This is a genomic window from Sphingomonas aerolata (assembly GCF_003046295.1).
In the GTDB taxonomy this organism is placed as follows: domain Bacteria; phylum Pseudomonadota; class Alphaproteobacteria; order Sphingomonadales; family Sphingomonadaceae; genus Sphingomonas; species Sphingomonas aerolata.
This window is the reverse complement of record NZ_PZZN01000002.1, coordinates 421,469-444,036: the sequence shown is the minus strand read 5'-3', so window position 1 is coordinate 444,036 and position 22,568 is coordinate 421,469. Positions and strand designations below refer to the sequence as shown.

Sequence of the window (22,568 nt, the reverse complement as noted above, 5' to 3'; positions counted from 1 at the left end):
TTATGTTATCCCGTGTCTTCATCGATCGCCCGATCTTTGCCTGGGTGCTCGCGATCATCGTGATGCTCGGCGGCATCGGCGCGATCATGAGCCTGCCGATCGCACAATATCCCGACGTCGCGCCGCCACAGGTGACGATCCGCGCGACCTTCCCGGGCGCCAACGCGCAGACGATCCAGAACAGCGTGACGCAGGTCGTCGAACAGTCGCTGACCGGGATCGACGGGCTGATCTATTTCAGCTCGTCCTCGTCGTCGCGCGGCTCGGTGACGGTCACGGTCACGTTCGAAAAGGGCACCGATCCCGACATCGCGCAGGTCCAGGTCCAGAACCAGGTCCAGCAGACACTGTCGCGCCTCCCCACCCAGGTGCAGCAGCAGGGCCTCGTCGTCCGCAAGTCGAACCCGGACAACCTCCTGATCGTCGGCGTCTATGACGAGACCGACAAGCTGACCAACCAGGACGTCTCGGACTATCTCGTCTCGAACCTCCAGGATCCGCTCGGCCGCATTCCCGGCATCGGCGACAGCAACGTCTTCGGCGCGCAGTATGCGATGCGGATCTGGCTCGACCCGAACAAGCTGGCGAGCTTCCAGCTGATCCCGAGCGACGTGACGACCGCGATCCAGGCGCAGAATACCGAGGTCGCGGCCGGCGAACTCGGCGGCCAGCCTCAGCCCGACACGCAGATGCTGAACGCGACCGTGACCGCGCAGTCGCGTCTCCAGACGCCCGAGCAGTTCGCCAACATCATCCTGAAGACCACCAACACCAGCGCGACGGTCAAGCTGCGCGACGTCGCGCGGATTGAACTGGGCGCCGAAAACTACAACGCGCGCAGCCGCGTCAACGCGCATCCGGGCGCGGGCATCGCGGTGCTCCTGGCCCCCGGCGCCGACGCGCTCAAGACCGCCGAGCTGGTCAAGGCCTATGTCGAGAAGTCCGCCAAGAGCTTCCCGCCCGGCCTCAAATTCGCTTACGCCAACGACACGACCAACTTCATCAAGCTGTCGATCGAGGAGGTCATCAAGACGCTGATCGAGGCGGTCATCCTCGTCGTCATCGTCATGTTCGTGTTCCTGCAGAGCTGGCGCGCGACGCTGATCCCGACGATCGCGGTGCCGGTCGTGCTGCTCGGCACGTTCGGCGTCTTCTATCTCGCGGGCTTCTCGATCAACACGCTGACGCTGTTCGGGCTCGTGCTCGCGATCGGCCTGCTCGTCGACGACGCGATCGTCGTCGTCGAGAATGTCGAGCGGCTGATGGAGGAAAATCCCGACATGTCGCCGCGCGAGGCGACGATCGAGTCGATGAACGAGATCACTGTCGCACTCGTCGCGATCGCGCTGGTGTTGTCCGCGGTGTTCCTGCCGATGGCGTTCTTCGGCGGGTCGACCGGCGTGATCTACCGCCAGTTCTCGCTGACGATGGTGTCGGCGATGGTCCTGTCGGTGCTCGTCGCGCTGATCCTGTCGCCCGCGCTGACCGCGACGTTGCTCAAGCAGAAGAAGAAGGATGCCGACGGCAATCCCGAACAGAGCTGGGGCGAGCGCAAATTCCCGAAGGTCGCGCATTTTTTCACGCGCGCGGGCGACAAGTTCAACGACACGTTCGAAAAGGGTACCAGGAAATACGTCGGTGCCGTCCAGTCGGTGGTCAATCGCAAATGGCTGTTCCTGCTGATCTATGCCGCGGTCGTCGCGCTGCTCGCGGTGATGTTCCTCCGCCTGCCCACGGGCTTCCTGCCGACCGAGGACCAGGGCACCGGCATCGTCCAGTTCCAGCTTCCCGCGGGCGCGACGCAAGGGCGCACCTTCGCGTTGCAGAAGCAGATCGAGAAATATTACTTCACCAACGAGAAGGCCAATGTGAGCACGATGTTCACCGTCAGCGGCGGCGGTGGCGGTGGTGCAAGCGGCCAGAATACCGGCCAGGGCTTCGTCTCGTTCGCGCCCTGGGAAAATCGCGAGGGCAAGGAAAACACCGCCGAGGCGATCACCGGCCGCGCGGCCCAGGCGTTCGCAGGTTTCCGCGATGCGCAGGTCTATTCGCTCGTCCCGCCGGCGATCCGCGGCCTCGGCTCGTCGAACGGCTTCACGATGCAGCTGCAGAACAGCGGCAGCCTGAGCCAGACCGAGTTCAACGCCGCGCGTGACAAGCTGCTCGCGCTCGCCCGCGCCGATTCCTCGCTGACCGCGATCCGCCTGACCGAGCTGCCCGACGTCGCGACGCTGCGCGTCGATGCCGACCAGCAGAAGCTCTCGACGCTCGGGCTGACCCAGGCGAACGTGAACTCGACGCTGTCGACCGCCTGGGGTGGCCAGTATGTCAACGACTTCATCGACCGCGGCCGCGTCAAGCGCGTCTATGTCCAGGGCGACGCACAGTTCCGCGCGGCACCCTCGGACCTGAGCCAGTGGTTCGTCCGCGGGTCGAACGGCCAGATGGCGCCCTTCTCCTCCTTCGCGCGCACCAGCTGGTCGCAGGCACCGACGACGCTGTCGCGGTTCAACGGCATCTCGTCCTACGAGATCCAGGGGTCGGGCGCGGCGGGCGTCAGCTCGGGCGACGCGATGACCCGGATCGCCGAGCTTGCCGGGCAGATCCCCGGCACCTCGGTCGCGTGGTCGGGGCTCTCCTACCAGGAACGCCTGTCCTCGGGTCAGGCGCCGATCCTCTACGGGCTGTCGCTGCTCGTCGTCTTCCTGTGCCTCGCCGCGCTCTATGAAAGCTGGTCGATCCCGATCGCGGTGCTGCTCGTCATCCCCCTGGGCCTCGTCGGCGCGATCCTCGCGGTGACGCTGCGCGGGCTCATCAACGACGTGTATCTCCAGATCGGGCTGCTGACGACGATGGGGCTCGCGGCGAAGAACGCGATTTTGATGATCGAGTTCGCCGAACAGGAAGAGCGCAAGGGCAAGCGCGTCATCGAGGCCGCACTGTCCGCCGCCAAGATCCGTCTTCGTCCGATCCTGATGACGTCGTTCGCGTTCATCCTCGGCGTGCTCCCGCTTGCGCTGTCGACCGGTGCGGGCGCGAACAGCCGCATCGCGATCGGCACCGCGGTGGTCGGCGGGATGCTGACCGCGACCTTGCTCGCGATCTTCTACATCCCGCTGTTCTTCGTGCTCGTCCGCCGCGGCGCGCGCGACGGCATCGCCAAGCTGCGTGGTCGCCCGACCGGCTTCCACGGCGGCGAGGATGACCATGACGGTCGCGATTCCGAAAAGCTCGGCCCTCCCGAACAACCAGGCCCCCACCGGCCGGAGCCCGCATGATGCGTTCGCCACTCCTGATCCTCGCCGCGTCGACCGCGCTCGCGGGCTGCTCGCTCGCCCCCAAATATGTCCGGCCCGAGCTGCCCACGCCGGTGTCCTGGCCGGTCGGCGACGCCTATCTGCGTCAGTCCGAGGCGGCGCTGCCGGCCTTCACCTACCGCGACGTGTTCCGCGACCCGCGGCTCCAGCAGATCATCGTCCAGGCGCTCGCGAACAACCGCGACCTGCGCGTCGCCGCGGCGAACATCGCCGCGACCCGCGCGCAATATCGCATCCAGCGCGCCGACCTGCTCCCCCAGCTCGATGCGAGCGGCCGCTACAGCTATTCGGGCGGCGGCAATGGCGCGCGCAGCACCGCGACGAGCAACACGGGCACGGGCACAGGCACGGGCGGCACAGGAACCGGGACAGGCACCGGCACGGGCGGCACCGGCACGGGGACCGGCGGCACCGGCACGGGCGGGACCGTCGTCAGCTCGTCCAGCTCGAACAGCGCCTTCTCGGTCGATCTCGGTACCACCGCGTTCGAGCTCGACCTGTTCGGCCGCATCCGCTCGCTCACCGGTGCCGCGCTCAACCGTTATTTCGAGACCGAGGCCGCCGCGCGTGCGACCCGGCTGACGCTGGTCGGCGACATCGCCGATGCGTGGCTGACCTATGCCTCCGACCAGAGCCTGCTCAAGATCGCGCAGGACACCGTCGCCAGCTCGCAGCGCAGCGTGACCCTCACCCAGGCGAGGCTCCGCGGCGGCGTCGCGCCGCGCACCGACCTGCGCCAGGCCCAGCAGATCCTGTTCACCGCGCAATCCGATCTCGCGACTCAGAAGACCGCGCTCGCCCAGGATATCAACGCGCTGCAACTGCTCGTCGGCGCGCCGGTCGACGCCGCACTGCTGCCCGCCTCGATCGAGCAGGCGCTGCCGACCGTCGCCACCCTGCCCGCCGGCCTCGACAGCGGCATCCTGCTCCGCCGGCCTGACGTCGTTCAGGCGGAATATGAGCTGCGTGCGACCAATGCCGAGATCGGCGCCGCGCGTGCCGAGCTGTTCCCGCGCGTGTCGCTCACCGGCCTGCTCGGCTTTGCCAGCAGCGCGCTGACCTCGCTGTTTTCGGGCGGCGCGTTCAACTATTCGGTCGCGCCCTCGATCAGCTACCCGATCTTCCGCGCCGGCGCGGGGGTCGCCAATGTCGAATATACCAAGGCGCAGCGCGACGCCGCGCTCGCCACCTACGAGAAATCGATCCAGACCGCGTTCCAGGAAACCGCCGACGCGCTCGCGCGCCAGGGCACGATCGCCGATCAGCTCGCCGCCAACGTCAATTTCGCCGCGGCGGCGCAGGACACCTATCGCCTGTCCGACGCGCGCTATCGCGGCGGCATCGACACCTTCCTCAGCTCGCTCGACGCGCAGCGCTCGCTCTATACCGCGCAGCGCAACCTCGTCGCGACGCAGCTGGTGGGCGCGAGCAACCGCGTCACGCTCTACCGCGTGCTCGGCGGCGACTCGACGCTGGAGGCGACCGCCAACGGACCGCGGCCCGTCACCGCCGCCGGCACACCGCGCGCCGAATAGGCCGGTCGCGCCAGGCCGATCCTGTCGGCCCGGCGCGGGTCGATGATCAGCCGCCCTTCATCGGCGTGACCGCGTCGCGCCCGAACCGCATGATCAGCTCGCCGATCTCACGCGCCTGGCTCATACTGCGCTCGCTCTGTGTCCGCAGATAGTCGCTCTGGATCTTCATCACGTCGGTCAGGTCCTTGGCGGACGCCGCCTCGCGCATCGCCGCGAACGCCTCACGCGTGTTCTGCTCGGCCTGGTCGATCATCTTCGCGCCGATCGTCGACCCGTTCTCCGCCATCTTGCGTCCCGATTCCTTCAGCGCCTCGCCCGCGCGCTTGGCGGGTTCACCGAAATGATCCGAAAACGCGGCCTGCGCGCTCTGCGCATCCGCCTGCATCCGGTCGGTCGCGGTCTTCGCCGCACCCGCGGCCTGGTCGGTCGCGGCCTTTGCCCGATCAGCACCCTTGTCGATCGCGGCTTTGACATCGTCTGACATATTTACGGTCCTCTCCATTCCGGCGTGCTTGCTGCATCGGCCTTCGACGGACCCGAAGCATAACCGGTTGTGGCCCGGTCGCAATGTTAGTCGAGCACGCGAAACCGCGTCTCAATCGAAACCCGCCCTTCCCCCCCCCCCCCCCCCTTGCTAAGGCCCCGGCAGTAACCGCATTCAGGTCGGTCCCCTACGCGCCCCCGCGGTCCCATAGGCCGCTTTCCCCTCGGCGCCCGGCGGCCCGACGCCCACGGGAAGGACCCCTATGACTGCCATCGGCCAGGACACCCTCAAGACCCGCACGAGCCTTTCGACCGGCGGCAAGTCCTATGACTATTACAGCCTCGCCAAGGCCTCCGAACAGCTCGGCGACATCAGCCGCCTGCCCTTCTCGATGAAGGTGCTGCTCGAGAACCTGCTGCGCTTCGAGGACGGCGTCACCGTCACGCGCGACGACATCCAGGCGATCGTCGACTGGCAGAAGGAGCGTCGCAGCGACCGCGAGATCCAGTATCGCCCGGCGCGCGTGCTGATGCAGGATTTCACCGGCGTACCCTGCGTCGTCGATCTCGCCGCGATGCGCGACGCGATGACCAAGCTCGGCGGCAACCCCGAGAAGATCAACCCGCAGGTTCCCGTCCACCTCGTCATCGATCACTCGGTGATGGTCGACGAGTTCGGCACGCCCAAGGCGTTCGAGGACAACGTCGACCTCGAGTACGAGCGCAACATCGAGCGCTACGAGTTTCTCAAGTGGGGTTCGAAGGCGCTCGACAATTTCCAGGTCGTCCCCCCCGGCACCGGCATCTGCCACCAGGTGAACCTCGAATATATCGGCCAGGCCGTCTGGTCGTCGGCCTCGTCGGGTGATCATGGCGACGGCACGATGATCGCCTATCCGGATACGCTGGTCGGCACCGACAGCCACACGACGATGATCAACGGTCTCGGCGTGCTCGGCTGGGGCGTCGGCGGGATCGAGGCCGAGGCTGCGATGCTCGGCCAGCCCGTGTCGATGCTGATCCCCGAAGTCGTCGGCTTCAAGCTGACCGGCGCGCTGAACGAGGGCATCACCGCCACCGATCTCGTGCTCACCGTCACGCAGATGCTGCGCGCCAAGGGCGTGGTCGGCCGCTTCGTCGAGTTCTTCGGCCCCGGCCTGTCGTCGATGACGCTCGCCGATCGCGCGACGATCGCCAACATGGCGCCGGAATATGGCGCGACCTGCGGCTTCTTCCCGATCGACGACAAGACGCTCGATTACATGCGCCTCACCGCGCGCTCTGACGAGAATGTCGAGCTGGTCGAGGCGTACGCCAAGGCCAACGGCTTCTGGCGCGACGAGAATGCCGAAGACCCCGTCTTCACCGACACGCTCGAGCTCGACATGGGCTCGGTCGTCGCCAGCCTCGCCGGCCCGAAGCGCCCGCAGGACCGCGTCAGCCTCAACAAGGTCGACGAGGTGTTCAACAGCGACCTCCACAAGCTGTACCACAAGGAGCAGCCCGAGCGCGTCGCGGTCGAGGGTCGTGAGCATGACATCGGCGACGGCGACGTCGTGATCGCCGCGATCACCAGCTGCACCAACACGTCGAACCCGTCGGTGCTCGTCGCCGCCGGCCTCGTCGCCCGCAAGGCGAACGCTCTGGGCCTCAAGTCGAAGCCCTGGGTGAAGACCTCGCTCGCGCCGGGTTCGCAGGTCGTCACCGACTATCTCGACAAGGCCGGCCTCACCGCCGACCTGAACGCGCTCGGCTTCAACCTCGTCGGCTATGGTTGCACGACCTGCATCGGCAATTCGGGTCCGCTGGCCCCTGCCATCTCGTCGGCGATCAACGAGAACGACCTCGTCGCCGCGTCGGTCCTCTCGGGCAACCGCAACTTCGAGGGCCGCGTCTCGCCCGACGTCCGCGCCAACTTCCTGGCCAGCCCGCCGCTCGTCGTCGCCTATGCGATCAAGGGCACCGTCACGACCGACATGATCGAGACGCCGCTGGGTCAGGGCACCGACGGCCAGGACGTGTATCTGCGCGACATCTGGCCGACCAACGAGGAGGTCCGCAGCACTATGGACGCCAATATCGACGCGTCGATGTTCGGTGCGCGCTACGGCGACGTCTATGCGGGCGACTCGAAGTGGCGCGAGATCGACGTCACGGGTTCGGACACCTACGCCTGGCGCGCAGGGTCGACCTATGTCGCCAACCCGCCCTATTTCGAGGGCCTCAGCATGACGCCGTCGCCGGTGCAGGACATCATCGACGCCAAGCCGCTCGCGATCCTCGGCGATTCGATCACCACCGATCACATCTCGCCCGCAGGCTCGATCAAGGCGGACAGCCCGGCCGGCCGTTTCCTCCAGGAGCATCAGGTCAGCAAGGCCGACTTCAACAGCTATGGCGCCCGTCGCGGCAACCATGACGTGATGATGCGCGGCACCTTCGCCAACATCCGCATCAAGAACGAGATGGTCCCCGGCGTCGAAGGCGGCATGTCCAAATATGACGGCGAGGTCATGGCGATCTACGACGCCGCGATGCGCTTCAAGCAGGACGGCACGCCGCTCGTGATCGTCGCGGGCAAGGAATATGGCACCGGTTCGTCGCGCGACTGGGCGGCCAAGGGCACCAACCTGCTCGGCGTCCGCGCGGTCATCACCGAGAGCTTCGAGCGTATCCACCGCTCGAACCTGGTCGGCATGGGCGTGCTGCCGCTGCAGTTCGCCGAAGGCACCGATCGCAAGACGCTCGGCCTCGACGGCTCGGAGACGTTCACCATCCTCGACGTGGCAAGCATCCGCCCGCGTCAGGACGTGACGGTCAAGATGACTCGCGCCGACGGCAGCAGCGAGACGTTCCAGACCAAGTGCCGGATCGATACCGTCAACGAGCTGGAATATTTCCTCAACGGCGGCATCCTGCACTACGTCCTGCGCAAGCTGGCCGCCTGATCCGGCGACGTCGTCCCGGCGCGATCCGGGACGACGCCTGCCCCCTGAACGACCGTCATCCCAGCGAAGGCCGGGATATCCCCGTGAGGCACCTGTCGCCCACCACGAGGGATATCCCGGCCCTCGCTGGGATGATGTGTTTTGGATGGCGGGTTTCACCAGACGGCGCGTCTCGAACGCGACCCAAACCCGGCAGAAAAAAGCGGGGCGACCATGACGGTCGCCCCGTAGTTCAGGGAGGGACCGGGAGGGGGAACAACCCGGCCACGTCGCCGTCCACAGGGGGAGAGGGAGCGGCGACCCCCACCTCATCGCGCCGATATGTTGCACCAATGTGTCGGAGCCCACGGATCGCCGCAATTCTTCCGCCGATCACCGCACCCGGTGGCAAACCACCACCTCCCCCAACCGTCATCCTGACGAACGTCAGGACCCACAGCCCCGCGCGGCGCCGCGCCGCTAGAGCGCCCGCCCCGCCACCGCATCGAGCTTCGTCACCAGCGCCGGATCCCGCGCGCCCTGCGCCGTGATGATCGCACTGTCGAGACAGGTATCGATCGGCGACGCCGCCCGCTCCGCGGGCAGCCCGCGCAGCAACGCCATCACCATCGCGCGCGCTTTCGCCGCATTCGCACCAAGCTGCGCAATTACCTCCGCGACATCGACCCCCGCCGCATCCTCGCGCCAGCAGTCATAGTCGGTCACCATCCCGACCAATGCATAGGGCAGCTCCGCCTCGCGCGCGAGCTTGGCCTCGGGCATCGCGGTCATCCCGATCACGTCGCACCCCCATTGGCGGTAGAGCCGGCTCTCGGCGCGCGTCGAGAATTGCGGCCCCTCCATCGCCAGATAGGTGCCGCGGTCGTCGACCTCGGCCCCGGCCTGACGCGCGGCATCGGCGGCATAGCCCGACAGGCGCGGACACACCGGATCCGCCATCGAGACATGCGCGACCAGGCCCGTACCGAAGAAGCTCGACACCCGCCCTTTGGTCCGGTCGATGAACTGGTCGACGATCGTGAAGCTCCCCGGCGGCCGCGCCTCGACCAGCGACCCGACCGACGACACCGCGAGCACATCGGTCACGCCCAGCCGCTTCAGTGCATCGATGTTCGCGCGCGCGTTCAGGTCCGACGGCGCGATTCCGTGCCCGCGCCCGTGCCGCGGCAGGAACGCCACGCCGACATGCCCGACACGCCCGGTATAGATCGCATCCGACGGCGCACCCCAGGGCGTCTCCACCGTCTGCCAGCGCCCGTCCTCGATCCCCTCGACCGCGTACAGCCCCGAGCCGCCGATGATCCCGATCGTCCAGCCGCTCATTCGGCAAGCGCCCGCGGCCGCGCATAGGCGAAGTAGATCACCAGCCCGAGCAGGTTCCACAGCCCGAAATAGAGTTGCGTCTTCGAAGGCAGGCTGAAGAACAGGTACAGGCAGCCGAGAATGCCGACGATGCCCACCAGCGTCGCGGCAGGCGCGCGGAAGGTCCGCACCGCATCGGGCGCACGGCGACGCATCACCAGCATGCACGCGCACACCGCGACGAACGCCGCGAGCGTGCCGGCATTGGCCAGCGCGGCGATCTCGGCCAGCGGCAACAGGCCTGCGATCACCGCGACGATCGCCGCGGTGATCCAGGTGATCCGCACCGGCGCACCCCGCTTCGACACCTTGGCGAGGCCGAGCGGCAGCAAGCCGTCACGCGCCATCGTGAAGAAGATCCGGCTCTGTCCGAACAGGAAGGCGAGCAGCACGGTCGGCAACGCGATCACCGCCGACGCGCCCAGGAAGGTCGCGAACCCCGGCCGCCCGATCTCGCGCAGGATCAGCGCGAGCGGCTCGGCCGAGCCGGCGAACCGCGTGTAGGACAGCGCCCCCACCGCGGCGACCGCGACGAGAATATAGATCGCGATGCACGCCACCATCGACCCGAGGATGCCGATCGCCAGGTCGCGCCCCGGATTCTTCGTCTCCTCCGCCGCGGTCGAGATCGCGTCGAACCCGTAGAATGCGAAGAAGATGATCGCCGCCGCCGCCATCACGCCGCGCTCCGCACCGTCGGGCTGGACGGCCTTGGGAAAGCCGTACGGCATGAACGGCTGCAGGTTCGCGCTGTTGAAATAATGGAGCGCGATGAACACGAACACGGTCAGCGCGATCATCTTCACCGCCACCAGCACCGCGTTCAGCGTCGCGCTCTCGCGCGTCCCGAACGACAGCACGCCCGCGACCACCGCGATGATCACGATCGCCGGCACGTTCAGGACGCCGCCGAGTTCGGGGCTGAGCGTCAGCGCCTCGGGAAACCCGAACGCGCCGCGCAGCAACGGTGCAGCATAGCCCGACCAGCCGACCGCGACGGTCGACACGACCAGCGAATATTCGAGGATGAGGCTCCAGCCGATCACCCAGGCGATCAGCTCGCCGAGCACGACATAGCTGTACGTATAGGCGCTGCCCGAGGCGGGGATCATCGTCGCCATCTCGGCATAGGCGAGCGCGGCGCAGGCACAGATCCCGCCGGCGATGATGAACGACAGGATGACCGCCGGGCCCGCGAGCCCCGCCCCGACGCCGATCAGCGTCAGGATGCCCGTACCGACGATCCCGCCCACGCCCATCGCCACCAGATGCGGCCATGACAAAGTCCGCGCGAGCTGATGCTCGGGCGGCTGCTCGGTGACGATTTTTCGGCGAAACAGACTGGCCACGTAGATCCCCTCTTCTTCAGGGGGGAGTGGCACAGGACGGGATGGGCAAGCAAGGCGGCCGGTCGGCCGGCATCGCCTTGGCTCGGCCGGATCTTTGTTCTCCCGCGAAGGCGGGAGCCCAGTCTGGGTCCCCGCCTTCGCGGGGACACATTAGCTCACGGCAGAATTTAGACCGTAAAGCTTTCCCCGCAGCCGCACGCACCCTTGGCGTTCGGGTTCTGGAACACGAACCCGGCGGTGAAGTCGTCCTCGACCCAGTCCATCGTCGAGCCGATCAGGTACAGGATCGACCCGCCATCGACGAACAGCGCGCCGCCGGGCGTGTCGATCCGTTCGTCGAACGGCTTGGCCTCGCTCACATAATCGACCGAATAAGCGAGCCCCGAACAGCCGCGCTTGGGCGTCGACAGCTTGACCCCGATCGACTCCTCCGGCGCGCGCGCCATCAGGTCTGCGATCCGCGCATGCGCGGTCGCGGTCAGGTTCAGCGCCGCCGGCCGTGCTCGTAATGTCGTCGCCATGGCTCGTTCCTTCCATCTAAAGCCCCTCCCCTTCAGGGGAGGGGTTGGGGTGGGGCGCCCGACCGGATCGCGCGCTTGGGGTAAGGCCCCACCCCCGTCCCCTCCCCTGAAGGGGAGGGGCACGTCGTTACAGCATGCCCAGTTCGAGCTTCGCCTCGTCGGACATCTTCTGCGGATCCCATGCCGGATCCCACACCAGATTCACCTCGGCGACACCGACACCCGGCACCGCACCGACGCGCATCTCGACCTCCATCGGCATCGATTCCGCAACCGGACAGTTCGGCGTGGTCAGCGTCATCGTGACGACCGCATGCCCGTCCTCGGTCACCTCGACGCCGTAGATCAGCCCCAGGTCATAGATATTCACCGGGATCTCAGGATCATAGATGTCCTTCAACGCATCGATGATCGCATCATAGACCGCGCCACCCGGTTCGCCGGGGGAGTCCACCTGCGGCTTCTGCGCCAGGAACCCGGCGAGATAGTCGCGCTTGCGCTCCGCATCGCCGTCGGTGTCGAGCACGACACGCGCCTTGGGCGGCGACTGCACCGCTTCGACTTCCTCGATCTCGAACCGATCGCTCATCCAAATATCCTCGTTACTCGCGCGATACCGCGCACCAGCGCATCCACGTCTGCAGGGCCGTTATAGACACCGAAGCTCGCCCTGGCCGTCGCCTCGACGCCCAGCATCTCCATCAGCGGCTGGGCGCAGTGATGGCCCGCCCGGATCGCGACGCGCTCTTCGTCCAATATGGTGCCGATGTCGTGCGGATGAACCCCTTCGATCGTGAACGAGACAATCCCCGCCGAATCCGCCGGCCCGTAGAGCCGCACCGAATTGATCCCCGACAGCGCCTCGCGCGTCGCGGTCACCAGCGCCGTCTCGTGCGCGTGGATCGCCGCCAGCCCGATGCTCTCGACATAGTCGATCGCGGCATGCAGCCCGAGCGCACCGACGATATGCGGCGTTCCCGCCTCGAACCGTCCCGGCGCCGGCGCGTACGTCGTCTTCGCAAACGACACCTTGTCGATCATCGACCCGCCACCCTGATAGGGCGGCATCGCGTCGAGCAGCTCGGGCTTTGCCCACAGCACGCCGATCCCGGTCGGGCCGTACAGCTTGTGGCCCGAGAACACGTAGAAATCGCAGCCGATCGCCGTCACGTCGACCGCGATCCGCGGCACCGACTGGCAGCCGTCGAGCAGGATCTTCGCGCCGACCGAATGCGCGATCTCCGTCGCACGCTTCGCGTCGAGCACCGAGCCAAGCACGTTCGACACATGGCCGAGCGCGACCAGCTTGTGCGCGGGCGTGATCATCCGCTCCATCGCATCGAGATCGATGCGGTGGTCCGCGGTCAGCGGCAGCACGTCGATCGCGACACCGCGGGCCTCGGCGATCATCTGCCACGGCACGATGTTCGAATGATGCTCAAGCATCGACAGCAGGATGCGGTCGCCCGCCTTCAGCTGAGTCCCCGCCCAGCAGGTCGCGACCAAATTGATCGCCTCGGTCGCGCCGCGCACGAACACGATCTCGTCGGGCGATCCCGCACCGATGAACCGCGCCACCGCCCGCCGCGCCACCTCGTACGCGACCGTCATGTCGGCCGAGCGCTGGTAAACGCCGCGGTGCACGGTCGCATAGGTCTCGCCGTACGCGCGGGTGATCGCGTCGACCACAGCTTGCGGCTTTTGCGCGGTGGCGGCGGTATCGAGATACGCCCAGCCCTCGGGAATAGCCGGAAAGTCCGACACCCGGTCGAGCGGGCGCGTTTCGAGCGTCAGGGTCACAGCGCCGCCTCCAGCCACGCATCCGCGTCCGCGACGAACGCGTCGCGCACCGTCTCGTCCGCGATCTGCGCGAACGCATCGCCGACGAACGCACGCGTCAGCAGCGCCTGCGCCTTGGCATGCGGGATGCCGCGGCTCTGCATGTAGAACAGCGCGCGCTGGTCGAGTTCGCCGACCGTCGCACCGTGCGCGCACTTCACGTCGTCCGCGAAGATCTCGAGCTCGGGCTTCAGATTGACCGTCGCGGTCCGCTTGAGCAGCAGCCCGCGCAGCGACTGGACGCCGTCGGTCTTCTGCGCATCGCGCGCCACCTCGACGCGCGCCGCAAGGCTCGCGGTCGACGTGTCCGCCGCGACCGCGCGCCAGATCTGCTTGCTCTGCCCGTTCAGCGCGGCATGCCGCACCGACAGCGCGCATTCCTGCCGCTGGTCACGCCGGGCAAGCAGCGCGCCGCCATATTCGGCGAACGCATCGTCACCCGACACGGTGATCGCGCCGTCGATCCGCGTCCCCGCATCGCCCGCACCGAGCATCGTCACGATCAGGCTCGCCTCCGCGCCGACATCCGCCTCGTCGCGCACCGACACGAAGCCGGCGGTCTGCAGCAACCGCACCGCGCGCGCCAGCTTCGCGCCCGCGCCGAGCGTCATCCGCGTCGACCGGTTCGACCAGCCGGTGCCGACATAGGTCTCGACCACCGACGCCTGCGCGCCGTCCGCGAGCACGATCTCGGCGGGAACATGGTTCTCGCCCCCGGTCGCGATATGAACGATCTGGATCAGCTCGGCCGAAGCGTGCGCCTCGACGCGCAACGACCAGCCATGGCCGGTCGTCCGCGCGCCCAGCACATGCGTGCCACCCTCGAGCGGCGCGATCGCGACATGCCGCAGATCGCTGCGACCCTCGTCGAGCACGCCATCGACGAATACCGCCCGCGCGCCCTCGAGCTCAAGGAACCACGCGCCCGCCGGCGCCTCACCCCGCGGCAACCCCGCCGCCGCCGCAATCGCCGCCGGATCACCCCAGCGCCACGATTCCTCGCGCGTGGAGGGAAGCTCCATAACCGCGGCCATCATATGCTCCTCGAGAAGAAGATGGGTTCACGCGGAGGCGCGGAGACGCGGAGCAAAAGGGAGGCTTTGCCCGCAAGGGCCCTCGAATCCCGGCCGGTAAAGACCCGCGGGAGCGAAGCCGAAGCGACGACACCTCCGCGCCTCCGCGCCTCCGCGCGAACCAGATTTCTTCTATCTGCGCCTGCGGCACGAAGGGAGATCATGCGGCGATCCCCACATAGCCTTCGCTCTCGAGCTGCTGCGCGAGTTCCTTGCCGCCCGACCGGACGATCCGCCCGTCGGCGAGCACATGGACGAAGTCCGGCTCCACATAGTCGAGCAGCCGCTGGTAATGCGTGATCAGCAGCACCGCCTTGTCGGGCGCGCGCATGATCCGGTTGATGCCGTCGCCGACGACGCGCAGCGCATCGATGTCGAGGCCGGAATCGGTCTCGTCGAGGATCGCGAACTTCGGGTTGACGATGCCCATCTGCACCATCTCGTTGCGCTTCTTCTCGCCGCCCGAAAAGCCGACATTCACCGGCCGCTTGAGCATGTCGTAATCCATCCCGAGCAGATCCGCCTGCCCGCGCGCAAGCTTAAGGAACTCGCCGCCCGACAGCGCCTTCTCGTCCCGCGTCGCGCGCTGCGCGTTCAACGCCTCGCGCAGGAACTGGACGTTCGACACGCCGGGGATCTCGACCGGATACTGGAAGCCAAGGAACACGCCCGCCGCGGCGCGCTCATGCGCCTCGAGCTCGAGCAGGTCGACGCCGTCGAACGTCACCGACCCAGACGTGACCTCGTACCCGGGCCGCCCGCCGAGCACATAGCCCAGCGTCGACTTGCCCGCGCCGTTCGGCCCCATGATCGCGTGCACCTCACCCGCATTCACCTCGAGCGAGAGCCCCTTGAGGATTTCCTTGCCGTCGATCTCGGCATGAAGGTTTTCAATTTTCAGCATCGAATTCTGCCCAATTCCAAATCTCTAAATTTCCGCGGCGCGTCGTGCGCCAGCGCTGTCCCGTCATGCCCGCGCCGGCGGGATGACGGGCGGGGATCACCCCACAGACCCTTCCAGCGAAATCCCCAGCAGCTTCTGCGCCTCGACCGCGAACTCCATCGGCAGCTGCTGCAGCACCTCCCGCGCGAAGCCGTTGACGATCAGCGCGACCGCCGCCTCCGCATCCAGCCCGCGCGACATCGCGTAGAACAGCTGGTCCTCGGAGATCTTCGACGTCGTCGCCTCATGCTCGATCTGCGCGGACGGGTTGCGGACCTCGATATATGGCACGGTGTGGGCGCCGCACTGGTCGCCGAGCAGCAGGCTGTCACACTGGGTGAAGTTGCGCACGCCTTCCGCAGTCGGCGCGACGCGCACCAGCCCGCGATAGGTGTTGTCCGACCGCCCCGCCGAAATCCCCTTCGACACGATCGTCGATCGCGTGTTCTTGCCGAGGTGGATCATCTTCGTGCCGGTATCGGCCTGCTGGCGATTGTTCGTCACCGCGACCGAATAGAATTCGCCGACCGAGCCATCCCCCGCCAGCACGCACGACGGATATTTCCACGTGATCGCGCTGCCGGTCTCGACCTGCGTCCAACTGACCTTCGAATTCTTCCCCTGGCACAGCGCGCGCTTGGTGACGAAATTGTAGATCCCGCCGACGCCGTTCTCGTCGCCCGGATACCAGTTCTGCACGGTCGAGTACTTAATCTCGGCATCGTCGAGCACGACGAGTTCGACGACCGCCGCATGCAGCTGGTTCTCGTCGCGCATCGGCGCGGTGCAGCCCTCGAGATAGGAGACGTACGACCCCTTGTCGGCGACGATCAGCGTGCGTTCGAACTGCCCGGTATTCTCGGCATTGATCCGGAAATAGGTCGACAGCTCCATCGGGCAGCGCACGCCCTCGGGGATGTAGACGAACGTGCCGTCGGAGAAGACCGCCGAGTTCAGCGTCGCGAAGTAATTGTCACGCTGCGGCACGACCTTGCCGAGCCACTTCCGCACGAGGTCGGGATATTCCTTGATCGCCTCGGAGATCGAGCGGAAGATCACGCCTGCGGCCTCCAATTCCTTGCGGAACGTGGTCGCGACCGAGACGCTGTCGAACACCGCATCGACCGCGACGCGGCGCTTCGGCGTGCCGTCCTCGTTGAGCGGATCCTCGACCACGCCCGCGAGCATCTTCTGCTCGCCGATCGGAATGCCGAGCTTTTCATAGACGCGCAGGATCTCGGGATCGACCTCGTCGAGGCTCCCCAGCTTCGGCTTCGCCTTTGGCTCCGCATAGTAATAGGCGTCCTGGTAATCGATCGGCGGCACGTTGAGCTTCGACCAGTCGGGCGCCTCCATCGTCTGCCACAGCGCGAACGCCTTCAGCCGCCAGTCGAGCATCCACTGCGGCTCGCCCTTCTTGGCGGAAATGAAGCGCACCGTGTCTTCCGACAGACCCTTAGGCGCGAATTCCTGTTCGATGTCCGAGGAGAAGCCCCACTCGTACGTCTTGTTCGCGGCGGCATAGGCCTCTGCGTTCCGGGTAGCCATCATTCCATCTCCGCCGCAACGCGGCTCTCTAATGTCTTCGCGCCTTCGCGGCTTCGCGTGAACAGACTCTTCTCACGCGAAGGCGCAAAGGCGCGAAGGAAAGGGGTAGGCGCTGCGCGCGTCATGCGGGCACCGGCGAATTCGGGACTTGCAAAAGGCTGGCGAGCGTCACGCCGGCGAGCGCACCGCGGACCGCGCCGTTGACCGCGTTCCAGTGCGGCTTCACCTTGCACGTCTGGTCGATGCAGCAATCCTGCGCCGCACCGTCGACACACGCCGTCAACGCGATCGGACCCTCGACCGCCTCGATGATGTCGGCGAGCGAGATCGACGCAGGCGGCCGCGACAGGCGAAACCCGCCGCCGGTCCCGCGCGTGCTCTCGATCAGCCCCGCCGCCGACAACCGGCTGACCAGCTTCTGCACCGTCGGCAGCGGCACGCCGGTCTCCTCGCTCAGCAGCGTCGCGTTCAGCCGCGCGATACCACCGCAATGACGCGCCGCGGCGCTCATCATCACGACCGCATAGTCGGCTAGGCTGGAAAGACGCATGGTGGCTTGTGAGTCCAATCGGACCGATATGATCCGATTGACAAATGGGCTTTGCGGGCAGCAGCGTCAACCCGTCCGTCAGTGCTAACGACTCGCAACTGAGTCCACTTCGTCATTCCCGCGGAGGCGGGAATCCACTCTACCTTTTGCCCCTGCGGACGGATCGATTCCCGCCTGCGCGGGAATGACGGAAGAAGGGTTTGGCCGCCCCAGCCGATCTGGGTAAGAGCGCGCATGGCCTTCTACCACCCGCTTCTCTTCCGCCTCGACGCCGAACGCGCGCATGGCCTGACGATCGCCGCGCTCGCCGCCTGGGGCAAGGCGGGCACGCCGCTCGCCCCATCCGTCCCGCGGCTTGCGAGCAGCGTGGCGGGGATCGCCTTCCCCAACCCGGTCGGGCTCGCCGCCGGCGTCGACAAGGACGGTCGCGCGATCGACGGGTTCTTCGGGCTCGGGTTCGGCAGTGTCGAGATCGGCACGCTCACCCCCCTGCCCCAGCCTGGCAACCCGAAGCCGCGCATCTTCCGCCTCCCCGAAGACCGCGCGGTGATCAACCGCCTCGGCTTCAACAATGGCGGCCTCGACGCGGCGCTCGACCGTGCGAAAGCCCATGCGCGCGGCAAGGGCGTGCTCGGCATCAACGTCGGCGCGAACAAGGACGCGACCGATCGCACCGCCGACTACGTCCACGGCGTCACCCGCGCCGCGCCGCACGCCGACTACATCACGATCAACATCAGCTCGCCCAACACCCCCGGCCTGCGCGACCTGCAACATGGCGCAGCACTGCGCGACCTGCTCGCGGCCTGCACCGCCGCCAAGGGCACCACGCCAATCTTCCTCAAGGTCGCGCCCGACCTCGAGCCCGCGGATATCGACGACATCGCCCGCGCCGCGATCGACAACCGGATCGACGCGCTGATCGTCAACAACACGACGATCGGCCGCCCCGGCCTGCGCTCGGCGAACGCGACGGAGACCGGCGGCCTGTCCGGCGCCCCGCTCGCCCCGCTCGCCCGCCAGCGCCTCGCCGACTTCCGCCGCGCGACCGGCGCCGCGATCCCGCTGATCTCGGTCGGCGGCATCGGCAGCGGTGCGGAAGCCTATGCCCGCCTCCGCGCAGGGGCGAGCCTCGTGCAGCTCTACACGGCGCTGGTGTATGAAGGCCCCGGCCTCCCCGCGCGGATGCTGCGCGAGCTCGACGCGCTGCTCACCCGCGACGGCTTCGCCAGCATCACCGACGCGATCGGCGTCGACGCCCGCTGACACATTTCGTCATCCCGGCAAAAGCTGGGATGACGGCGAGTTTGCGGCGGACGCCTTGCCTCGCACCCGATCCGCGCTAGGTTCGCACGCGATGAAGACTCCCCTCCTCGCGCTCGCCCTCCTCCTCCCCACCGCCACCGCCGAAGCCCGCCGGACCGCCCCCGCCCCCGCCCCGGCGAAGGATCAGGGCATGGTCAGCGCCGCCGACCCCCGCGCCGCCGCCGCGGGTGTCGAGATCCTGCGCGCGGGCGGCAGCGCGACCGATGCGGCGATCGCGACGATGCTCGCACTCAACGTCGTCGAGCCGCAAAGCTCGGGGATCGGCGGCGGCAGCTTCTGGGTCAGCCATGCGGCGAATGGCGGGCTCAGCACGATCGACGCGCGCGAAAAGGCCCCCGCCGCCGCCGATCCACGCTGGTTCTACGCCGCCGACGGCACCCCGCTCAGCCACCGCGACGCGGTCCCCGGCGGTCGCAGCGTCGGCGTCCCCGGCGCGCTGCGCGGCATGGCGCTCGCGCACCGTGCCTCGGGCAGGCTCCCCTGGGCGCGGCTGTTCGACCCCGCGATCCGGCTCGCGACGAATGGCTTCAAGGCGTCGCCGCGGCTCGTCAACGGGATGAAGGCGTATGGCGGCCACATCACGCCTGAAACGCGCACGCTCTTTTCCGCCCCCGACGGATCGCCCGTCGCGATCGGCGCGATGATCAGGAACCCCGCCCAGGCCGCCCTCCTCCAGCGGATCGCCGCGCGCGGCGCCGACAGCTTCTATGTCGGACCCGAGGCGCAGAAGATCGTCGCCACGGTCAATGGCGCCGCGCGCAACCCGTCGAAGATGACGACGGGCGACCTTGCCAGCTATGACGCGAAGACCCGCGCGCCGGTCTGCGTCACCTACCGCGTCCACCGCATCTGCGGCATGGGCCCGCCCTCCTCGGGGGGCATCACCGTGCTGATGATCCTGAAACAGCTCGAACGCTTCGACATGGCCAAGCTCGGCAAGGACAGTCCGCAAGCGTGGCACCTGTTCGCCGAAAGCTCGCGGCTCGCCTATGCCGACCGCGACCTCTATGTCGGCGATCCCGATTTCGTGCCCGTGCCGGTCAAGGGCATGCTCGACCCCGCCTATCTCGCCTCACGCTCGGCACTGATCCAGCCGACCACGACGATGGCCAGCGTCAGCGCCGGCTCGCCCCCCGGCGCCCCCGCGCGCCAGTCCGCCCCGGTCAGCGAAGTCCCCGGCACCACCGACCTCGCGGTCGCCGATGCGCGCGGCAACGTCGTCGAGGTGACGACCACGGTCGAGGGCTATTTCGGCTCGGGGCTGACCGTCGACGGCACCGTGCTCAACAACCAGCTCACCGACTTCGACACCGTGCCCGAAAAGGGCGGCTATCTCGTCGCCAACCGCGTCGAGGGCGGCAAGCGCCCGCGCAGCTCGATGTCGCCGACGATCGTCTACGGCCCCGACGGCAAGGTCCGGCTCGCGGTCGGCGCCGCGGGCGGCTCGACGATCATCGCGCAGGTCGCCAAGGCGATCATCGGCGTCGTCGACTGGAAACTGTCCGCGCAGGATTCGATCGCGCTCGGCCTGATCTACGCGCCCGGCCATGTCGCCGCGGTCGAGAAGGGCACCGAGCGCGAGGCGATGATCCCCGCGCTCGAGGCACTGGGCGAGACGGTGCAGGTCACCGCGCTCGGCCTCAAGGCGAACGCGGTCGAACGCGTGAACGGCCGCTGGGTCGGTGCCGCGGATCCACGCAGCGAAGGCGTCGGAATCGCACAGGACGGCACCGTGACGCAGATCCAGCGCGTCGGCGCGCTGCAACGCGCGCCGGAATAGCATGCCCCGCCCCTTTGTCGTCATCCCCGCGCAGGCGGGGATCCATAGGCGCTGAGGTCGGTGATCCCACAGGCCGTTCAGCCAATATGGGTTCCTGCCTCCGCGGGAATGACGACGGACCGTTAGCAGACTATACCGCACCAAAGACCGAGCGGCCCCGCGAGGGGACACAGCTCGCAAGAGCGCCCCAGGAGAGACCATGCCCCGCCAGCTCGAACCCTTTCCCAACCTCGTCACCATGTTCTTTGCGCGCGCCGCGGAGAGGGGCGACTCGCCGTTCCTCTGGACCAAGCAGAGCGGCGCCTGGGTGGCGACCAGCTGGGCCGACGCCGCGCGACAGGTGGCGAGCCTCGCCACCGCCCTCACCGCGATCGGGCTCAAACGCGGCGACCGGGTGATGCTGGTCAGCGAGAATCGCCCCGAATGGTGCCTCAGCGACCTCGCGATCATGGCGGCGGGCTGCGTGACGGTGCCGACCTATGTCACCAACACCGAACGCGATCACCTCCACATCATTGAGAATGCGGGCGCCTGCGCGATCATCGTCTCGACCGCGAAGCTGGCCAAAACGGTGCTCCCCGCCGTCCTGCGCTCGAACCAGGCGCAGATCGTGATCGGGCTCGAGGACATGCGAGTCCCCGCCGCGATCGACTTCCACAACTGGCACGCGCTGATCGCCGCGCACCCGACCACGCCCGAGACCGCGGCGGCGCGCGCGACCTTCACCCGCGACGATCTCGCCTGCATCATCTACACCTCGGGCACCGGCGGCGCCCCGCGCGGCGTGATGCAGCATCACGGCGCGATCCTGCACAATTGCGCGGGCTGCGCCGCCGTCATCTCGGAGGATTTCGGCTGGGACGACGAGGTCTTCCTGTCGTTCCTGCCGCTCAGCCATGCCTATGAACATACCGGCGGCCAGCATTTCCCGATCTCTTTGGGCGGCCAGATCTATTATGCCGAAGGGCTCGAAAAGCTCGCCGCCAACATCGAGGAGACGCGCCCGACGATCATGTTCGTCGTCCCCCGCCTGTTCGAGGTGCTGCGCACGCGCATCTCGAAGACGATCGAGAAACAGGGCGGCGCGTCGGCCTATCTGCTCGCCCGCGCGCTCGACATCGGCGCCAGGCGCTATGCGGGCAAGCTCCGCCTGATCGACCGGCCGGCGCAGGCCGCCGTCGCAACGCTGTTCAAGCCCAAGATCGCTAAGAAGTTCGGCGGCCGGCTGAAGGCGATGATCTCGGGCGGCGCGCCGCTCAACCCGGAGGTCGGGCTGTTCTTCGAATCGATCGGCCTCACCTTCCTCCAGGGCTATGGCCAGACCGAGGCCGCGCCCGTCATCTCGTGCAACCGCCCCAAGGCGGGCGTGCGGATGGATTCAGTCGGCCCGCCGCTCAAGGATACCGAGGTGCGGATCGCCGAGGATGGCGAGATCCTGGTCCGCGGCGAGCTCGTCATGCACGGCTATTGGCGCAACGACGCCGAGACCGCCAAGGTGCTGAAGGACGGATGGCTGCACACCGGCGACGTCGGCGAGATCGACGCGCAGGGTCGCATCCGCATCACCGACCGCAAGAAGGACCTGATCATCAACGACAAGGGCGACAATGTCGCCCCGCAGAAGATCGAGGGGATGCTGACGCTCCAGCCCGAGATCGTCCAGGCGATGATCGCCGGCGACAAGCGCCCCTATATGGTCGCGCTGATCGTGCCCGATCCCGAATGGACGCAGCAATGGTGCGCGTCGAACGGCGATGCGTGCAATTTCAGCAGGCTGGCCGAGAACAGCGAGTTCCGCACCGCGCTGGGCCACGCGATCGAACGCGTGAACAAGGACCTGACCGTCACCGAACGCGTCCGCCGCTTCGTGCTGGCGGACGGGCCGTTCACGATCGAGAACGAACAGCTGACGCCGAGCCTCAAGATCCGCCGCCACGTCATCCGCCAGGCCTATGGCGACCGGCTCGACGCGCTCTACCTCAAGGGCTGACGAA

The 22,568-nt window shown here is 67.5% G+C and carries 16 protein-coding genes; 6 read left to right on the top strand and 10 right to left on the bottom strand.

Annotated elements, in window-relative coordinates; genetic code table 11:
• The first annotated feature begins 2 nt into the window (after window positions 1–2).
• Both C8J24_RS09390 and C8J24_RS09385 read left to right on the top strand, forming a co-directional pair.
• Window positions 3–3,278 carry a multidrug efflux RND transporter permease subunit gene (locus C8J24_RS09390; protein WP_056679547.1) on the top strand — a complete coding sequence of 1,092 codons (3,276 nt, stop codon included), beginning with the start codon at window positions 3–5 and terminating at the stop codon, window positions 3,276–3,278.
• The gene (locus tag C8J24_RS09385; protein ID WP_107931948.1) at window positions 3,275–4,852 is read left to right on the top strand and encodes an efflux transporter outer membrane subunit; all 1,578 of its coding nucleotides are present in this window, start codon (window positions 3,275–3,277) and stop codon (window positions 4,850–4,852) included. Before C8J24_RS09390 ends, C8J24_RS09385 begins: the two co-directional genes overlap by 4 nt.
• Before the next feature lie 46 nt (window positions 4,853–4,898).
• Here C8J24_RS09385 and C8J24_RS09380 read toward each other — a convergent pair whose 3' ends face one another.
• Window positions 4,899–5,336, bottom strand: coding sequence for a phasin family protein (locus C8J24_RS09380; protein WP_236701822.1), 438 nt, complete (start codon window positions 5,334–5,336; stop codon window positions 4,899–4,901).
• A gap of 262 nt (window positions 5,337–5,598) precedes the next feature.
• Here C8J24_RS09380 and acnA point away from each other — a divergent pair, with 262 nt between their 5' ends.
• Complete coding sequence (gene acnA / locus C8J24_RS09375) at window positions 5,599–8,283, top strand: aconitate hydratase AcnA (RefSeq protein ID WP_107931946.1); 2,685 nt, start codon at window positions 5,599–5,601, stop codon at window positions 8,281–8,283.
• Between the two features lie 459 nt (window positions 8,284–8,742).
• Here the strand turns inward: acnA and mtnP are convergent, their stop codons facing one another.
• From mtnP to C8J24_RS09330, 9 genes are all read right to left on the bottom strand, one after another.
• Complete coding sequence (gene mtnP / locus C8J24_RS09370) at window positions 8,743–9,606, bottom strand: S-methyl-5'-thioadenosine phosphorylase (protein WP_107931944.1); 864 nt, start codon at window positions 9,604–9,606, stop codon at window positions 8,743–8,745.
• Entirely contained in the window at window positions 9,603–10,994 is a 1,392-nt protein-coding gene (locus C8J24_RS09365; protein WP_107931942.1) for an amino acid permease, read from the bottom strand. The genes mtnP and C8J24_RS09365 overlap by 4 nt, the downstream gene beginning before the upstream one ends.
• A gap of 167 nt (window positions 10,995–11,161) precedes the next feature.
• Window positions 11,162–11,515 carry a HesB/IscA family protein gene (locus C8J24_RS09360; protein ID WP_107931940.1) on the bottom strand — a complete coding sequence of 118 codons (354 nt, stop codon included), beginning with the start codon at window positions 11,513–11,515 and terminating at the stop codon, window positions 11,162–11,164.
• Between the two features lie 127 nt (window positions 11,516–11,642).
• Window positions 11,643–12,104, bottom strand: a complete 462-nt coding sequence (locus tag C8J24_RS09355) for an SUF system Fe-S cluster assembly protein (protein WP_031395029.1) — start codon at window positions 12,102–12,104, stop codon at window positions 11,643–11,645.
• Complete coding sequence (locus C8J24_RS09350) at window positions 12,101–13,309, bottom strand: cysteine desulfurase (protein WP_420894112.1); 1,209 nt, start codon at window positions 13,307–13,309, stop codon at window positions 12,101–12,103. The genes C8J24_RS09355 and C8J24_RS09350 overlap by 4 nt, the downstream gene beginning before the upstream one ends.
• A gap of 2 nt (window positions 13,310–13,311) precedes the next feature.
• On the bottom strand, window positions 13,312–14,388 hold the full coding sequence (locus C8J24_RS09345; RefSeq protein ID WP_107932746.1) for a SufD family Fe-S cluster assembly protein: 1,077 nt from the start codon (window positions 14,386–14,388) through the stop codon (window positions 13,312–13,314).
• Window positions 14,389–14,587: 199 nt separating this feature from the next.
• On the bottom strand, window positions 14,588–15,331 hold the full coding sequence (gene sufC, locus C8J24_RS09340) for a Fe-S cluster assembly ATPase SufC (protein ID WP_031441058.1): 744 nt from the start codon (window positions 15,329–15,331) through the stop codon (window positions 14,588–14,590).
• 96 nt (window positions 15,332–15,427) lie between these two features.
• Window positions 15,428–16,918: a Fe-S cluster assembly protein SufB gene (sufB, locus tag C8J24_RS09335; protein WP_056020496.1), complete on the bottom strand. Its 1,491-nt coding sequence runs from the start codon at window positions 16,916–16,918 to the stop codon at window positions 15,428–15,430.
• A gap of 121 nt (window positions 16,919–17,039) precedes the next feature.
• Window positions 17,040–17,468: an SUF system Fe-S cluster assembly regulator gene (locus tag C8J24_RS09330; protein ID WP_031441060.1), complete on the bottom strand. Its 429-nt coding sequence runs from the start codon at window positions 17,466–17,468 to the stop codon at window positions 17,040–17,042.
• A gap of 234 nt (window positions 17,469–17,702) precedes the next feature.
• Here C8J24_RS09330 and C8J24_RS09325 point away from each other — a divergent pair, with 234 nt between their 5' ends.
• The 3 genes from C8J24_RS09325 (at window position 17,703) to C8J24_RS09315 (ending at window position 22,564) form a co-directional block, all read left to right on the top strand.
• A complete protein-coding gene (locus C8J24_RS09325) occupies window positions 17,703–18,734 on the top strand; it encodes a quinone-dependent dihydroorotate dehydrogenase (RefSeq protein ID WP_107931936.1) in 1,032 nt (343 codons plus the stop codon).
• Between the two features lie 91 nt (window positions 18,735–18,825).
• The gene (gene ggt / locus C8J24_RS09320) at window positions 18,826–20,574 is read left to right on the top strand and encodes a gamma-glutamyltransferase (protein WP_208620943.1); all 1,749 of its coding nucleotides are present in this window, start codon (window positions 18,826–18,828) and stop codon (window positions 20,572–20,574) included.
• Between the two features lie 199 nt (window positions 20,575–20,773).
• The gene (locus C8J24_RS09315) at window positions 20,774–22,564 is read left to right on the top strand and encodes an AMP-dependent synthetase/ligase (RefSeq protein WP_056679524.1); all 1,791 of its coding nucleotides are present in this window, start codon (window positions 20,774–20,776) and stop codon (window positions 22,562–22,564) included.
• The last annotated feature ends 4 nt before the right edge of the window (window positions 22,565–22,568 follow it).

Coding starts and splice junctions, on each gene's coding strand:
- C8J24_RS09390 (WP_056679547.1), top strand. CDS start 3: ATGTTATCCCGTGTCTTCATCGATCGCCCGATCTTTGCCTGGGTGCTC.
- C8J24_RS09385 (WP_107931948.1), top strand. CDS start 3,275: ATGATGCGTTCGCCACTCCTGATCCTCGCCGCGTCGACCGCGCTCGCG.
- C8J24_RS09380 (WP_236701822.1), bottom strand. CDS start 5,336: ATGTCAGACGATGTCAAAGCCGCGATCGACAAGGGTGCTGATCGGGCA.
- acnA (WP_107931946.1), top strand. CDS start 5,599: ATGACTGCCATCGGCCAGGACACCCTCAAGACCCGCACGAGCCTTTCG.
- mtnP (WP_107931944.1), bottom strand. CDS start 9,606: ATGAGCGGCTGGACGATCGGGATCATCGGCGGCTCGGGGCTGTACGCG.
- C8J24_RS09360 (WP_107931940.1), bottom strand. CDS start 11,515: ATGGCGACGACATTACGAGCACGGCCGGCGGCGCTGAACCTGACCGCG.
- C8J24_RS09355 (WP_031395029.1), bottom strand. CDS start 12,104: ATGAGCGATCGGTTCGAGATCGAGGAAGTCGAAGCGGTGCAGTCGCCG.
- C8J24_RS09345 (WP_107932746.1), bottom strand. CDS start 14,388: ATGGCCGCGGTTATGGAGCTTCCCTCCACGCGCGAGGAATCGTGGCGC.
- sufC (WP_031441058.1), bottom strand. CDS start 15,331: ATGCTGAAAATTGAAAACCTTCATGCCGAGATCGACGGCAAGGAAATC.
- sufB (WP_056020496.1), bottom strand. CDS start 16,918: ATGGCTACCCGGAACGCAGAGGCCTATGCCGCCGCGAACAAGACGTAC.
- C8J24_RS09330 (WP_031441060.1), bottom strand. CDS start 17,468: ATGCGTCTTTCCAGCCTAGCCGACTATGCGGTCGTGATGATGAGCGCC.
- C8J24_RS09325 (WP_107931936.1), top strand. CDS start 17,703: ATGGCCTTCTACCACCCGCTTCTCTTCCGCCTCGACGCCGAACGCGCG.
- ggt (WP_208620943.1), top strand. CDS start 18,826: ATGAAGACTCCCCTCCTCGCGCTCGCCCTCCTCCTCCCCACCGCCACC.
- C8J24_RS09315 (WP_056679524.1), top strand. CDS start 20,774: ATGCCCCGCCAGCTCGAACCCTTTCCCAACCTCGTCACCATGTTCTTT.